General features: G+C 74.9%; 12 protein-coding genes and 1 pseudogene. 7 read left to right on the forward strand and 6 right to left on the reverse strand.

What is annotated here, in order from left to right; translation table 11 throughout:
• Window positions 1–10 precede the first annotated feature (10 nt).
• Window positions 11–948, reverse strand: a pseudogene (bla, locus tag ACFV1L_RS21620) (class A beta-lactamase).
• A 151-nt stretch (window positions 949–1,099) separates the two neighbouring features.
• On the opposite strand from bla, the gene ACFV1L_RS21625 reads away from it, so the two are divergent.
• Window positions 1,100–1,510, forward strand: coding sequence for a DUF6342 family protein (locus ACFV1L_RS21625; protein ID WP_380368107.1), 411 nt, complete (start codon window positions 1,100–1,102; stop codon window positions 1,508–1,510).
• Window positions 1,511–1,714: 204 nt separating this feature from the next.
• Here ACFV1L_RS21625 and ACFV1L_RS21630 read toward each other — a convergent pair whose 3' ends face one another.
• From ACFV1L_RS21630 to ACFV1L_RS21650, 5 genes are all read right to left on the reverse strand, one after another.
• On the reverse strand, window positions 1,715–2,311 hold the full coding sequence (locus tag ACFV1L_RS21630) for a GrpB family protein (protein WP_380368055.1): 597 nt from the start codon (window positions 2,309–2,311) through the stop codon (window positions 1,715–1,717).
• 10 nt (window positions 2,312–2,321) lie between these two features.
• A complete protein-coding gene (locus ACFV1L_RS21635; protein WP_380368056.1) occupies window positions 2,322–2,792 on the reverse strand; it encodes a GNAT family N-acetyltransferase in 471 nt (156 codons plus the stop codon).
• Between the two features lie 67 nt (window positions 2,793–2,859).
• Window positions 2,860–3,243, reverse strand: a complete 384-nt coding sequence (gcvH, locus tag ACFV1L_RS21640; protein WP_380368109.1) for a glycine cleavage system protein GcvH — start codon at window positions 3,241–3,243, stop codon at window positions 2,860–2,862.
• A gap of 93 nt (window positions 3,244–3,336) precedes the next feature.
• The gene (locus tag ACFV1L_RS21645) at window positions 3,337–4,695 is read right to left on the reverse strand and encodes an FAD-dependent oxidoreductase (protein ID WP_380368058.1); all 1,359 of its coding nucleotides are present in this window, start codon (window positions 4,693–4,695) and stop codon (window positions 3,337–3,339) included.
• A gap of 32 nt (window positions 4,696–4,727) precedes the next feature.
• Window positions 4,728–5,150, reverse strand: a complete 423-nt coding sequence (locus ACFV1L_RS21650) for a nuclear transport factor 2 family protein (protein WP_380368060.1) — start codon at window positions 5,148–5,150, stop codon at window positions 4,728–4,730.
• 188 nt (window positions 5,151–5,338) lie between these two features.
• Between ACFV1L_RS21650 and ACFV1L_RS21655 the strand changes: the two genes are divergently transcribed.
• The 6 genes from ACFV1L_RS21655 to ACFV1L_RS21680 all read left to right on the forward strand — a co-directional run bounded on the left by ACFV1L_RS21655 (window position 5,339) and on the right by ACFV1L_RS21680 (window position 13,786).
• Window positions 5,339–6,136: a DUF1963 domain-containing protein gene (locus ACFV1L_RS21655; protein WP_380368062.1), complete on the forward strand. Its 798-nt coding sequence runs from the start codon at window positions 5,339–5,341 to the stop codon at window positions 6,134–6,136.
• A gap of 181 nt (window positions 6,137–6,317) precedes the next feature.
• The gene (locus ACFV1L_RS21660) at window positions 6,318–8,024 is read left to right on the forward strand and encodes an acyclic terpene utilization AtuA family protein (RefSeq protein ID WP_380368064.1); all 1,707 of its coding nucleotides are present in this window, start codon (window positions 6,318–6,320) and stop codon (window positions 8,022–8,024) included.
• On the forward strand, window positions 8,021–9,619 hold the full coding sequence (locus ACFV1L_RS21665; protein ID WP_380368066.1) for an acyl-CoA carboxylase subunit beta: 1,599 nt from the start codon (window positions 8,021–8,023) through the stop codon (window positions 9,617–9,619). Before ACFV1L_RS21660 ends, ACFV1L_RS21665 begins: the two co-directional genes overlap by 4 nt.
• Window positions 9,620–9,650: 31 nt before the next feature.
• The gene (locus ACFV1L_RS21670; RefSeq protein WP_380368068.1) at window positions 9,651–11,600 is read left to right on the forward strand and encodes an acetyl/propionyl/methylcrotonyl-CoA carboxylase subunit alpha; all 1,950 of its coding nucleotides are present in this window, start codon (window positions 9,651–9,653) and stop codon (window positions 11,598–11,600) included.
• Window positions 11,601–11,651: 51 nt separating this feature from the next.
• Window positions 11,652–12,842 carry an acyl-CoA dehydrogenase family protein gene (locus tag ACFV1L_RS21675; RefSeq protein WP_380368069.1) on the forward strand — a complete coding sequence of 397 codons (1,191 nt, stop codon included), beginning with the start codon at window positions 11,652–11,654 and terminating at the stop codon, window positions 12,840–12,842.
• A gap of 89 nt (window positions 12,843–12,931) precedes the next feature.
• Window positions 12,932–13,786 (forward strand): inositol monophosphatase family protein, encoded by an 855-nt coding sequence (locus tag ACFV1L_RS21680; RefSeq protein ID WP_380368070.1) that lies wholly within the window; start codon window positions 12,932–12,934, stop codon window positions 13,784–13,786.
• The last annotated feature ends 18 nt before the right edge of the window (window positions 13,787–13,804 follow it).

The following is a 13,804-nucleotide window of genomic DNA, read 5'->3' on the forward strand; positions in this document are numbered from 1 at the left end:
TGAGGGAACGTCAGGCGGACGGCCCGTCGAGCGCTTCGAGGGCGGCCCTCGTGGCCTCGGCGAGCAGGGCGTCGTCCGAGGCGGCGTCCGATCGGCCGCGGTCGGGGAGGACGGCGACGACCAGCGGCCTGCGGCCGCCGCCCGGCCAGGCGACGGCGATGTCGTTGCGGGTGCCGCAGCCGCCGTTTCCGGTCCGGTCGGCGACCTTCCACCCGGCGGGCACGCCCGCCCGGACGTACCGGCCGCCGGTGGTGTTGGCGAGCACCAGGTCGGTGAGCAACTGCCGCCGCGCGGGCGGCAGGACGTCGCCGAGGACGTACTGCCGCAGGTCGTCCGCGAGGACGCTGGGCGTGCTGGTGTCCCGCCGGTCGCGGGGACGGCCTCGTCGAGGGCCGGCTCGGTGCGGCTGACGTCGGTGGTGGCATCGCCGAGCTCGCGCAGGGCCTGTTGCACGGCCGCCGGGCCGCCGACCTCGGCCGTGACGAGGTCGGCCGCGGTGTTGTCGCTGTGGTCCAGGGAGGCGGCCAGCAGGTCGCGCAGCGTCATCACGGTGGCCACGTGCTGAGAGGTGACCGGCGCCCACGCCAGCACGTCCTGCTGACGGTACGTCACCACCCGCTCCAGGTCGGCATCGAAGACGCGGCGCAGCAGCGCACCGCCGGCCAGGGCCTTGGACGCGGAGGCGAACGCGAACCGCTCGTCCGCCCGGTGGGCGACCTCCCGGCCGGAGCCGGTGTCCCGCACGTACACGCCCAGACGGGTGCCGAACCGCTGCTCCAGCCGCCGGAAGGCCGCGGTCGCGGCCGGGCCCCCGGTGGCCGCCGCGGAGACGGTCGCGCCGGCGGGACCCGCCCCGGACGCCGGCACCGTCGCCGCGCAGGCGGTGAGCAGCACGGCCGCGAGCAGCGGGGCGGTGAGCGGCGCGGTGCGGGGCGTGCTGAGGGTCATGGCCGCCAGCCTGGCCCCGTCCCGCCCGTCCGCACCGAGACGACACGGCGGCCGGGCAGTTCCGTTCGGATCGGCGGGCGGACCGGAGGAGGATTCCGGCGAGGCGGAGTCCGGCCCGGTGGTGGCGGCGGTCTTCGCGCAGCGGACGGCGATGCCGCGCCGTCGGACGAGCAACAGCCGGTCGGGTCGGCGTTCTCCGTGCTCCCACCGGAGTCAGAACCTCCCTCTTGCGGTAGCCGCCCATCCGCAGTGCCGGACGGTGCAACCGGGCAGCACGCCTGACGTGGGACCGGGAGGCCCGGGGCCCGCAGCCTCGTCCGCCGGCGGGGCACGAAGAGCCGCCGGCACGGATCAGGCCACCCAGGACCAAAAGCAGCCACCCTCCAGGGAATCGTCGTCCTCGCACACTCTGCCCCGGAGCATCGAGCTGTCCATCAACACCAACCTGGAGGTGGACTGCCACGGCACCACGAAGACGGTCATCGCGATCCTGGACTCGGACGGGAACCTGTACCTCGCCAGCGGCGTGAGCCAGAACCGGGGCGGCGGCCCGAGGTACTGAGGGCCACTGCAGACGGTAGCGGCAGGCCAGGCAGGATCACGCTCTGCACCACGTGGCGCAGGCCGTCGTTCTTCCGCCGGCGGTCCCGGAGACCTGCGGCGCCCCGCGCGGGCGAAGGCGGGCTCGAAGCGGGTGCGGACGCGTCGGCGTTCCGGTCAGGCAGCAACTGCCCGGACGGGCACGGTGGACGGGGCTGCGGGCAGGTCAGTCGGCCCCGGCGTGCGGCGTCCACCCGGTTGACGCGGCCCACGCCTCGGCGACCGTGACGACGAGATCGACCACCGGATCCTTGACGTCCGCGTAGGTGTCGACGTCCTGGACGGCGCCGGCGAGCACCGACTTGAACCGGCCGTAGCCGGGCACCGCCTCGGGGTGCGCCCGGAACCAGTCGCGGAACAGCAGCGCCAGCCGCTCGTTCGGCGAACCGAGCAGCCGTACGTGCAGGTTGCAGTCCGCGCCCGCCGGTCCGCGCCGCGTCCACAGCCGCTTCACCCACCGCTCGCGGTCGTCCGCGACGCCCGCCGGGACGTGGTCGTGCCGGTACACCGACCGCCGGAACCCCTTCTCCGCCAGCGGCCGGTCGAACGCGCACTCCGCCTCGTGCAGGTCCGTCACGGTGATCTGCAGGTCGAACACCGGCTTCGCCGCCATCCCCGGGATCGCGGTGCTGCCGATGTGCTCGACGTACAGCGGCAGCGGCGAGAGATCCGAACGGAGCTCGTCGACGAGGGCGGCGGCGCGCGCCGGCCACGACGGGTCGTGGTCGATCACGACGGGGGCGGAGGGCAGGTCACTGGTCACCGGGCCAACGCTACGGGCTCACCGGACGCTCCAACAGCTCCTCCGGGGCCCGGAACCCGGCGCGGCGGTAGAGCGGGGCGCTGCGTTCCGACGGCCAGACGATCAGCGTGTTCAGCCCCGCGCCCTTCGCGTACCCGTCGACGGCCGCGAGCAGCGCCGCGCCGGCGCCCCGGTTCCGGAACGGCGGCGCGACGTAGAAGTTGGTCACGTACCCCAGCGGATCGTTGTCCGCGAACGGCTCCGGCACCCGCTCCACCAGGTGGAGGAACACGTGCCCGCAGACCGCGCCGTCACGCTCCGCCACCCACGCGCGCCAGGGGCCGCCCCGGAGCCGCTTCCGCAACCACTCCTCCGCCTCCGCCACCGGCCGCTCCGCCGGCACCGGCCCCTCGTGGTCCTCCCGCTTGAACGCCCACCGCAACTCGGCCAGCACCCGCGCATCCTCGACGCCCGCCCGACGCACCGTCAGATCCGTTCCCATGCGGGAGAGTCTGCCCGACTGCCCCCGGGGACGGTCGACCGGACCGGACGAAGCCGCGGTCCGGGTGCTACTCGCCGATGACGGCCCGGTAGCCGGCGGCGTCGAGGAGCTTGTCGAGTTCGGACGTGTCGGACGGCCGCAGCCTGAGGATCCAGGCGTCGTAGGGGTCCTCGTTGAGGAGTTCCGGGCTGTCGTTCAGCTCCTCGTTGACGGCGACCACCTCGCCGCCGACCGGCGCGTAGTAGTCCGACGCGGCCTTGACCGACTCGACGACGCCCGCCGGATCGCCCGCCGCGAGGACCTTGCCGACCTCGGCCAGCTCGACGAACACCACGTCGCCCAGCGCGCGTTGGGCGTGGTCGCTGATTCCGACCGTCACCGTGCCGTCGGCCTCCGGCCGGGCCCATTCGTGGGACTCGGCGAACCGCAGACCAGCAGGAATGTTCGACATGCGCTCTCCACCCGGGTCGTCGTCGCTCAGCAGGCCCAGCATGCCCGAGACCGCGGCGAAACCGGCGGACATCCACGCAGGACCGACGGAACATCACCTCTCCGAGCCGCGCGGCCAGTTGCGCAGCGTCGCGGCGACGACGCGCGGCCGGGCCAGCGCCGCGGGGGAGGCGGTGAGGCTCACGGCGTTCCAGACCGCGGCGGCGACCTCGGGGTCGGTCGCGGCGGCCCGCATCGTCGCCCGGAAGGACTTCCCCAGCAGGGCCGCGAACGCCGGCCGGGTGCCGGGGACCTGGGGCATGGACCGGTCGGCCAGGGTGGAGAACAGCCAGGGCAGTCGCAGTGCCTTCGCCGCGGACCGGTAGAAGCGCCGGGGCAGGTCCCGGGTGCCGTCGGCGAGGCACTCGCGCAGGGCGGCGGCCTGCAGCGCGGCGACCGTCATGCCCGCCCCGTAGATCGGGTTGAGGCTGCAGATCGCGTCGCCGGTGGAGATCAGCCCGTCCGGCAGGCGCCGCAGCCGGTGGTAGTGCCGGCGCAGCGAGTGGGGGTACCCGAACGCGGCGACGTCGGTGACCGGTTCGGCCCGCCGGAGCGCCTCCCAGATCGGGCCGGACGCCAACTCCGCTGCGAAGCGCAGGAATTCGCCCGGCTCGGTGGGCGGGTGGTCGGGGCGGCCGAAGCCGTACAGCGAGAGCACCCAGAGGTCGTTCTCCTGCCGGGTGAGGACCAGGCCGCGGGGGCGCGCGGGGGTGGCGCCGACGAGCAGGGCGTGGTCGGGGCCGGCGGCGCCCGGCGGGACCAGGTAGCGGCGGCTCGCGTAGGCGACGTCCACGCGCAGGCGCTGCTCGGCGGGCTTCCGGTAGCCCAGGGCTTCGAGCCAGGCCGCGCCGCGGCCGGCCCGTCCCATGGCGTCCACGACGAGGTCGGCGTCCACGTCCTCGGTGGACCCGGGCAGGCCCGGGCGGGCCAGCCGGACGCCCACCACCCGGTCGTTGCCGGTCGTGGCGAGCGGGGCGATCGCCTCCCGGCCGTCCAGCACGGTGATGCGGGGGACCGCGCGGACCGCTTCCCGCAGCCGGTCCTCCAGGAACGGGCGGCCGGCCTGGAGCACCGTGCCCACGGGCACCTTGTGCAGCAGGGAGCCGAAGAACACGATCTCGACCTCGCTCAGCGCGGTGACGACCGCGGCGCCGTCGGCGGCGAGCCGGTCGACGAAGCCGGGGAAGAACTCCTCCAGGACGGCCGCCCCACGGACCGTCAGCGAGTGCACGTGCGCGCCCTGCGGGACGCCGCGCCGGGGAGCGCCGTCGCCGGCGAGGGTGTCCCGTTCGACCAGGGTGACCCGGTCGAACACCTCGGACAGGGCCCGGGCGGCGCACAGGCCGGCGATGCCCGCGCCCAGCACCACGGCGTGGCCGGCGGCCGTTCCGGTACGGTGGCGTGCCAGGTTCACCAGGTGCTCCGATCTGTGGCGGGCGGGGGCCTTCAGGCGGCGACGGACAGGACGCCCAGCTGCGCGAGGATCCCGGCCAGGTCGTAGTGGAAGACGACGTGGCCGATCCGCCCGTCCTCGTCGATCCGCGCGACGGCGACCCCGCGGACGACGAACGTCCGCCCGACCGTCCCGGCGGGCCAGCCGCCGTGCAACGACTCCAGGACGGTCGCCGTCGCCCGGTAGGCGAGGACCTCGCGGTCGCCGGCGACGATGACCTCCTCGACCGCCATGACGCTGTCGACCGAGGCGAGGCCGGTCTCCATGGTGGCCAGGACCTCGTCCCGCCCGTGCAGGTCCCAGCCCAGCGCGGGCTCCTCGTGGTGGACCTCCTCGGCCAGGCAATCGGCCATGCCCGCACGGTCCTTGGCGTTCACCGCGCCCACGAACCGCTCAAGTACCGTTCCGCCGACCATCGTTCCTCCACCGCGACGACGCACCCGACCGATCGGCGGGCGACCGTGACCCCGGGATGCTCACGTTCGGCAACCAGCTTGGCACACCTGGTGACCGTCCCGGGGGCGAACCGGAGGACGGCTCCCGCCGGAGGCCGACGGCGGCGCCGACTTCTCCGGCCGTCGGCGGCGGCTGGGACGATGCCCGCATGGAATTCGCCGACCCCGCCGAACTGTCCCGCGTCTGCCTCGAACGCCTCGGGGATCGGGCCGGCCCGCAGTTCGCGGCCATGGCCCGCCGCGGCTTCCGGCTGGAGCCCGCCGCGCACGGCGCCCCGGCCACCGGCCGCTGCCGGCTCGGCGGCCCCGCCCTGCTCGAACCCGGCACCCCCTGGCCGGAGCTCGACGGCGTCCCGCTGTCCCCGCTCGCCGTCCTCGACACCGACGCCCTCGCCCCCTGGCTCGGCAGCGAACTGCCCACCCGCCCGGGCCTGCTGAACTTCTTCCACCTCGACCCGGACCTGCCGTACGAGGACTACCGGAGGCTCGACACGTCCAGCCCGCTGATGTACCGGGTGGTCTCCGCCGACCCGGCCCGCGCCGTCGAGGCGGCGGCTCCCGCACCGGCCAGGAGCTACCCGGCCCGCCCGGTCCACGCCGCCGAGTCGACCATGCTGCCGGACTGCTGGGACGTCGAGGACGGCGACGTCGCCTTCGACCCGGACGTCCACTGGGGCGCGACCTCGCTCATCCTGGCCGAACTGGACGACCTCGACGGCAACACCGCGGGCCGGCACTGCGCCTTCGGCTGGCCGGACACCTCGTACGCCTCCGCGGTCACCAGCCGTGACGCCGACGGCCCCGCGGTCCACCTGCTCCAACTCGCCGAGGACGTCGAGCTCGGCTGGGGCTGGGGCGACGCGGGCTCGCTGTACTTCACGATCCCGGTGAAGGCGCTGGCGGCCGGGGACTTCGCCGCGGCCACCGCGGAGGGCCGCTGCTGCTGAGGGCGCCGGCCGGCAAGAGCCGCCGGCCGAAGGTCCGCCGGCCGGTCGGGTGTCGGCGAAAAACCAGCACGCGTGCTTGATTTGTCGGCGGGCGGATGCCAGGCTCGGTCGCGGCCCGATCCGCGGCACGCCCCGGCCCGGGGCGAACGGCGCGTTGTCGGCTGGGAGTTGGGGAGGTGCCGTGCTGCGGATCGGCAATGCTTCGGGGTTCTACGGGGACAGGTTCGCGGCGTTCCGCGAGATGCTGACCGGCGGCCCGCTGGACGTCCTCACCGGCGACTACCTGGCCGAGTTGACGATGCTGATCCTGGCCCGGGACCGCCTGCGCGACCCGCGCCTCGGCTACGCGCGGACCTTCCTGCGGCAGGCCGAGGAGTGCCTCGCGGAAGCCGTCGACCGCGGCGTGCGGATCGTCGTCAACGCGGGCGGCCTCAACCCGGCCCGCCTCGCCGAGGCGCTCGGCGAGCTCGCCGACCGGCAGGGCGTCCGGGCCCGGATCGGACACGTCACCGGTGACGAACTGCTGCCCCGCGCCGCCGAGTTCGGCTGGACCGGCGAGGACCCGCGCCGCCCGCTGCTGGCCGCCAACGCGTACCTGGGGGCGTTCGGCATCGCCGAGTGCCTGCGCGCGGGGGCGGACGTCGTGGTGACGGGCCGGGTCACCGACGCCGCACTGGTCGCCGGGCCCGGCATCGCGCACCACGGGTGGACGCCCGCCGACCTGGACGCCCTCGCCGGGGCCGTGGTCGCCGGGCACGTACTGGAGTGCGGGGCACAGGCCACCGGCGGGAACTACGCCTTCTTCGCCGAGCACGGCCAGGCCCTCGACCACCCGGGCTTCCCGCTCGCCGAACTGCACGCCGACGGCAGCAGCGTGATCACCAAGCACCCGGGCACCGGCGGCGTGGTGAACGTCGAGACCGTCACCGCCCAACTCCTCTACGAGACCGGCGGACCGCGCTACCTGGGACCCGACGTCACCGCCCGGCTGGACACCGTGACGCTCACTCAGGACGGCCCCGACCGGGTGCGGATCGACGGAGTGCGCGGCGAGGCCCCGCCGGACACCCTCAAGGTCGGCCTGAACCGGCTCGGCGGCTACCGCAACGAGCTGGTGTTCGTCCTCACCGGACTCGACATCGAGGCCAAAGCGGCCTTCGTGCAACGGCAGTTGACCGGAGCCCTGACCGACCCGCCGGCCGAGCTGCGGTGGACCCTGGCCCGCACCGACCACCCCGACGCCGACACCGAGGAACGCGCAGCTGCGCTGCTCCGCGTCACCGCCCGCGACCCGCAGGAGGCCAAGGTCGGCCGGGCCCTCACCGCCGCCGCCGTCGAACTCGGCCTGGCCGGCTACCCCGGCTTCCACCTGACCGCGCCGCCCGGCCCGGCCGCACCCTACGGCGTCTTCGAAGCACGGGAGTTGGACGCCAAGCAGATCGAGCAGCTGGCCCACCTGCCGGGCGGCGGGCGCGTCACCGTCCGGCCCGAGCCGCGGCCGGCGGACCCCGTCGCGCCGGGCGAGGCGCAACTGCCTCCCGCGCCGGACCGGGGCCCGACCCGCCGGGCCCCGCTCGGCCTGGTCGCCGGCGCCCGCAGCGGCGACAAGGGCGGTGACGCCAACCTCGGCGTGTGGGCCCGCAGCGAGGCCGGATGGCGCTGGCTCGCGCACACCCTCACCACCGACCGGCTGCGCGAACTCCTGCCGGAGACAGCGCCGTTGACCATCGAACGACACCTGCTGCCGAACCTGCGCGCGGTGAACTTCACCATCCGCGGCCTGCTCGGCGAAGGAGTGGCCGCCCAGGCCCGGTTCGACCCGCAGGCCAAAGCGCTGGGGGAGTGGCTGCGCTCCCGGCACGTCGACATCCCGGAGGCACTGCTGTGACCGTACTGCCCAGCCGGCTGGACACCGGCGCGGCCGAGTACACCGCCAACCGCGCCGCCATGCTGGAGCGACTCGCCGCACTGGACGCCGAGCACGCCAGGGCGCTGGCCGGCGGCGGGCCCAAGTACGTGGAACGGCACCGCAGTCGGGGCAAGCTGCTGGCCCGCGAACGGATCGAGCTGCTGCTCGACCCGGACTCGGCCTTCCTGGAACTCTCGCCGCTGGCCGCCTGGGGGAGCGACTACCCGGTCGGCGCCTCGCTGGTCACCGGGATCGGCACCGTCGCCGGCACCGAGTGCGTGATCACCGCCAACGACCCCACGGTGCGCGGCGGTTCGTCGAACCCGTGGACGCTGCGCAAGGCGCTGCGGGCCAACGAGATCGCGCTGCGCAACCGGCTGCCGCTGATCAACCTGGTGGAGTCGGGCGGCGCGGACCTGCCCAGCCAGAAGGAGATCTTCATCCCGGGCGGCGCGCTGTTCCGCGACCTCACCAGGCTCTCGGCCGCCGGAATCCCCACCGTCGCCGTGGTGTTCGGCAACTCCACGGCGGGCGGGGCGTACGTGCCCGGCATGTCCGACCACGTGATCATGGTCAAGGAGCGGGCCAAGGTGTTCCTCGGCGGGCCGCCGCTGGTGAAGATGGCCACCGGCGAGGAGTCCGACGACGAGTCCCTCGGCGGCGCCGCGATGCACGCCCGCACCTCCGGCCTCGCCGACCAGCTCGCCCTCGACGAGCCCGACGCGCTGCGGCTGGCCCGCCGCGCCGTGCACCGCCTGCACTGGCGCAAGTCCGGCCCGCAGCCCTTCCCCTGGTGCGAGCCGCCGAAGTACGACGAGGACGAGCTGCTGGGCATCGTCCCCGGCGACCTGAAGGCGCCGTTCGACCCGCGCGAGGTGATCGCCCGGATCGCCGACGGCTCCGAATTCGACGAGTTCAAACCGCTGTACGGCAGCAGCCTGGCCACCGGCTGGGCCACCGTCCACGGCTACCCGGTCGGCGTCCTGGCGAACGCGCAGGGCGTGCTGTTCAGCCAGGAGTCGCAGAAAGCCGCCCAGTTCATCCAGCTCGCCAACCAGCGCGACCGGCCGCTGCTGTTCCTGCACAACACCACCGGCTACATGGTCGGCCGGGACTACGAGCAGGGCGGCATCATCAAGCACGGCGCGATGATGATCAACGCGGTGTCGAACAGCACCGTCCCGCACATCTCGGTCCTGATGGGCGCCTCCTACGGCGCCGGGCACTACGGCATGTGCGGGCGCGCCTACGACCCGCGCTTCCTGTTCGCCTGGCCCAGCGCCAAGTCCGCCGTCATGGGCCCGCAGCAACTGGCCGGCGTGCTCTCGATCGTGGCCCGCCAGTCCGCCGCCGCCAAGGGCCAGCCGTACGACGAGGACGCCGACGCCGCGATCCGCGCCGTGGTCGAGCAGCAGATCGAGGCCGAGTCGCTGCCCGCCTTCCTCTCCGGCCGGCTCTACGACGACGGGGTGATCGACCCGCGCGACACCCGGACCGTGCTCGGGATCTGCCTCTCCGCGATCCACAGCGGACCGGTCGAGGGCGCCCGCGGCTACGGCGTCTTCCGGATGTAGCACCAGCCCACCGAAGAAAGCGAACTGACGGATGATCACCTCCCTGCTGGTGGCCAACCGCGGCGAGATCGCCCGCCGGATCTTCCGCACCTGCCGCACCCTCGGCATCGCCACCGTCGCCGTGTACGCCGACCCGGACGCCGACGCCCGGCACACCCGGGAGGCCGACACCGCCGTCCGACTGCCCGGCACCGCACCCGCCGACACCTACCTGCGCGCCGACCTGCTGATCCGCGCCGCCCTCGACGCGGGCGCCGACGCCGTCCACCCCGGCTACGGATTCCTGTCCGAGAACGCCGAGTTCGCGCGCGCCGTGCAGGACGCGGGGCTGCTCTGGGTCGGCCCGCCGCCCGCCGCGATCGCCGCCATGGGCTCCAAGACCGCCGCCAAACGCCTGATGGCCGCCGCCGGCGTCCCCGTCCTCACCGTCGGCGCCGAGCCGACCGAGGCCGACCTGCCGCTGCTGGTCAAGGCCGCGGCCGGCGGCGGCGGACGCGGCATGCGCGTGGTGCGCACCCTCGCCGAACTGCCCGGCGCGCTGGCCGCCGCCCGGGCCGAGGCGGCCGCCGCGTTCGGCGACGACGAGGTGTTCTGCGAGCCCTACCTGCCCACCGGCCGCCACCTGGAGGTCCAGCTGCTGGCCGACGCGCACGGCACCGTGTGGGCCGTCGGCGACCGCGACTGCTCGCTGCAGCGCCGCCACCAGAAGGTGATCGAGGAGGCCCCGGCACCCGGCCTCGACCCCGACCTGCGCACCCGCCTGCACACCGCCGCCACCGCCGCCGCCCGCGCCATCGGCTACCGCGGCGCCGGCACCGCCGAGTTCCTGCTCGCCCCCGACGGGCGGCTCGCCTTCCTGGAGATGAACACCCGCCTCCAGGTCGAACACCCGGTCACCGAAGCCGTCACCGGACTCGACCTGGTCGCCCTCCAACTCGCCGTCGCCGAGGGCGAGAAACTCCCCGCCGCCGCGCCGCCCACCGACGGCTGCGCGATCGAGGCCCGGCTGTACGCGGAGGACCCCGCCCGCGACTGGCAGCCCGCCACCGGCACCGTCCACCTGCTCGAAGTCCCCGGCGTGGACGTCGAGTTCGGCACCCACCCGGCACCCGCCGGCCTGCGCCTGGACGCCGGCATCGGCGACAGCACCGGCACCGGCGGCGAGGACCGGATCACCGTCCACTACGACCCGATGATCGCCAAGCTCGTCGCCTGGGCCCCCACCCGCCGCGCCGCCGCCCGCCGGCTCGCCGACGCCCTCGCCCGCACCCGCCTGCACGGCCCCGCCACCAACCGCGAACTGCTGGTCCGCGCCCTGCGTCACCCCGCCTTCCTGGACGGCGCCGTGCACACCGCCTTCCTCACCGAACACGCCGACCAACTCCTCGGCCAGGACGCCAAGTCCGCACCCTTGGCCGCCCTCGCCGCGGCCCTCGCCGACGCCGCCGCCCGCCGCACCGGCGCCGTCCCGTCCGGCTGGCGCAACCTGCCGTCCCAGCCGCAGCACAAGCGCTACCGCACCGCCGACGGCGCCGAACTCGACGTCCGCTACCGCCTCACCCGCGACGGTCTGCTGGCCGAGGACCACCCGGACGTCCAACTCCTCGGCAGCACACCGGAGTCCGTCGACCTCGCGGTCGGACCGCTGCGCCGCCGCTACCGGATCGCCCGGTACGGCGACCGGGTCCACGTGGACGGCCCGACCGAGCACCACGCCCTGACCGTGCTCGACCGGTTCCCCGACCCCGCCGCCCAGGTGGCCCCCGGCACGCTGCTCGCCCCGATGCCCGGCACCGTCGTCCGGATCGCCGCCGAACCCGGACAGCAGGTCACCGCCGGCCAGCCGCTGCTGTGGCTGGAGGCGATGAAGATGGAGCACCAGGTCACCGCGCCCGCCGACGGCACCCTCGCCGAACTCCCGGTCACCGTCGGCCGACAGGTCGAGACCGGCGCCGTCCTCGCCGTGGTCACCGCCTCCTGACGCCACGGACCGCCCGCGCACCCCACCACCCCCGGCCCGGAAGGACCCCCGATGTCCGCACCGCGCACCACCGCCCTGCCCGCCTCCCCGCTGATCGAGTCCGAGGACCGCCGCGCCCTGCGCGACGCCGTCGCCGCGCTCGGCCGCCGCTACGGCCGCGAGTACTTCCAGCGCAAGGCCCGCGCCCACCAGCCCGTCGAAGAACTCTGGTCCGAGGCCGCCAAGTTGGGCTACCTCGGCGTCAACCTGCCCGCCGAGTACGGCGGCGGGGGCGCGGGGATCAGCGAACTCGCCGTCGTGCTGGAGGAGTTGGGCGCGGCCGGCTGCCCGCTGCTGATGCTGATCGTGTCGCCCGCGATCTGCGGCACCGTCATCGCCCGGTTCGGCACCGAGGAGCAGAAGCGGCGCTGGCTGCCCGGCCTCGCCGACGGCAGCACCGTGATGGCGTTCGGCATCACCGAACCCGACGCGGGCTCCAACTCGCACCGGATCGGCACCGTCGCCCGCCGCGACGGCCGGGACTGGCTGCTCAGCGGCCGCAAGGTGTTCGTCTCCGGCATCGACCACGCCGACGCCGTCCTGTTCGTCGGCCGCACCGAGGACGCCCGCACCGGAAAGCTCAAGCCCGCCCTGTTCGTCGTCCCGCGCGACACCCCCGGCTTCGAGTACCGCCCCATCCCGATGGAACTCACCGCCCCCGAACAGCAGTTCCAGGTGTTCCTGGACGACGTCCGGCTGCCCGCCGACGCCCTGGTCGGCGACGAGGACGCCGGCCTGCTGCAACTGTTCGCCGGCCTCAACCCCGAGCGGATCATGACCGCCGCGTTCACCCTCGGCATCGCCCGCTACGCGCTCGACACCGCCGTCGGCTACGCCCGCACCCGCACCGTCTGGGACCGCCCGATCGGCGCCCACCAGGGCATCGCCCACCCGCTCGCCCAGTGCGCCATCGAGGTCGAACTCGCCCGCCTGATGACCCAGAAGGCCGCCCACCTCTACGACGCGGGCGACGACCTGGCCGCCGGCGAGGCCGCCAACATGGCCAAGTACGCGGCGGGCGAGGCCTCCTGCCGCGCCGTCGACCAGGCCGTGCAGACCCTCGGCGGCAACGGCCTCACCCAGGAGTACGGCCTCGCCGCGCTGATCACCGCCACCCGGGTCGGCCGGGTCGCCCCGGTCAGCCGCGAGATGATCCTCAACTACGTCGCCCAGCACACCCTGGGCCTGCCGCGCTCCTACTGACACCCCGACAGGAGGTCTCCGTGCGCCGGTGCGCGACCCGATTCGCCGGATCATCGGACCGCACCGGTGCCGGAGGCTACGCTCCCGCCATGACGATCATGCACGCGTCGAACGGCCACCCCGACGACGCCCCGCACCTGGACACCGACGCCGCGCTCGCCCTCCGCGCCGCCGAGGCCGGCGCCGAAGCCGTCCGCGCCCACGCCTGGACCACCGCCGAGAAGCACCACAAGGGCGGCGGCGACTTCGCCACCGCCGCCGACCTCGCCGCCGAGGCCGCCATCCTCGACCTGCTGCGCGCCGCCCGCCCCGGCGACGCCTTCACCGCCGAAGAGAGCGGCCGCACCGGCGCCGCCGACGCCCACCGGCGATGGCTGGTCGACCCGCTGTGCGGCACCCTCAACTACGCCGTCGGCACCCACCTGGTGGCCGTCAACGTCGCCCTGCGCGAACACGGCCGGACGGTCGCCGCCGCCACCTCCGACCCGTACACCGCGGAGACCTTCTGGACCGACGGCGCGCACGCGTACGTCCGCCGCCACGGCCAGGACACCCCGCTCGCCCCGTCCGCCGAATCCGCCCTGGTCGACCTCAACCTCGACCCGCCGTACCCGAACGCCGCCGCGTTCCGCGCCGCCCACCTGCTCACCGACCCCGACTTCGAGGCCGCGTTCCGGCCCCGGGTGGTCTCCAGCACACTGGCCGTCGCCTGGGTCGCCGCCGGCCGGCGGGCCGCGTACGTCACCGACGGGCAGCTGGCCGACAGCGTGCACTTCGCCGCCGGCCTGGCGCTCTGCGAGGCGGCCGGCTGCACCGTCACCGACCTGCGCGGCCGCCCCGTGCACAGCGGCGAGGGCGGCCTGCTGGCCGCCGCCGACCCGGACTCCCACGCCCGGCTGCTCGACCTGATCGACCGCCAGTACCGCGGCCGCGCGACCCCGTAAGCCCGCCACGCGCCCTGC

This window comes from Kitasatospora sp. NPDC059646 (genome assembly GCF_042734615.1).
Lineage (GTDB): Bacteria > Actinomycetota > Actinomycetes > Streptomycetales > Streptomycetaceae > Kitasatospora.

Excerpts from the sequence above, each read along its gene's own strand:
- ACFV1L_RS21625 (WP_380368107.1), top strand. The coding sequence starts at position 1,100 with ATGCCGCGCCGTCGGACGAGCAACAGCCGGTCGGGTCGGCGTTCTCCG.
- ACFV1L_RS21635 (WP_380368056.1), bottom strand. The coding sequence starts at position 2,792 with ATGGGAACGGATCTGACGGTGCGTCGGGCGGGCGTCGAGGATGCGCGG.
- gcvH (WP_380368109.1), bottom strand. The coding sequence starts at position 3,243 with ATGTCGAACATTCCTGCTGGTCTGCGGTTCGCCGAGTCCCACGAATGG.
- ACFV1L_RS21650 (WP_380368060.1), bottom strand. The coding sequence starts at position 5,150 with ATGGTCGGCGGAACGGTACTTGAGCGGTTCGTGGGCGCGGTGAACGCC.
- ACFV1L_RS21655 (WP_380368062.1), top strand. The coding sequence starts at position 5,339 with ATGGAATTCGCCGACCCCGCCGAACTGTCCCGCGTCTGCCTCGAACGC.
- ACFV1L_RS21670 (WP_380368068.1), top strand. The coding sequence starts at position 9,651 with ATGATCACCTCCCTGCTGGTGGCCAACCGCGGCGAGATCGCCCGCCGG.
- ACFV1L_RS21675 (WP_380368069.1), top strand. The coding sequence starts at position 11,652 with ATGTCCGCACCGCGCACCACCGCCCTGCCCGCCTCCCCGCTGATCGAG.
- ACFV1L_RS21680 (WP_380368070.1), top strand. The coding sequence starts at position 12,932 with ATGACGATCATGCACGCGTCGAACGGCCACCCCGACGACGCCCCGCAC.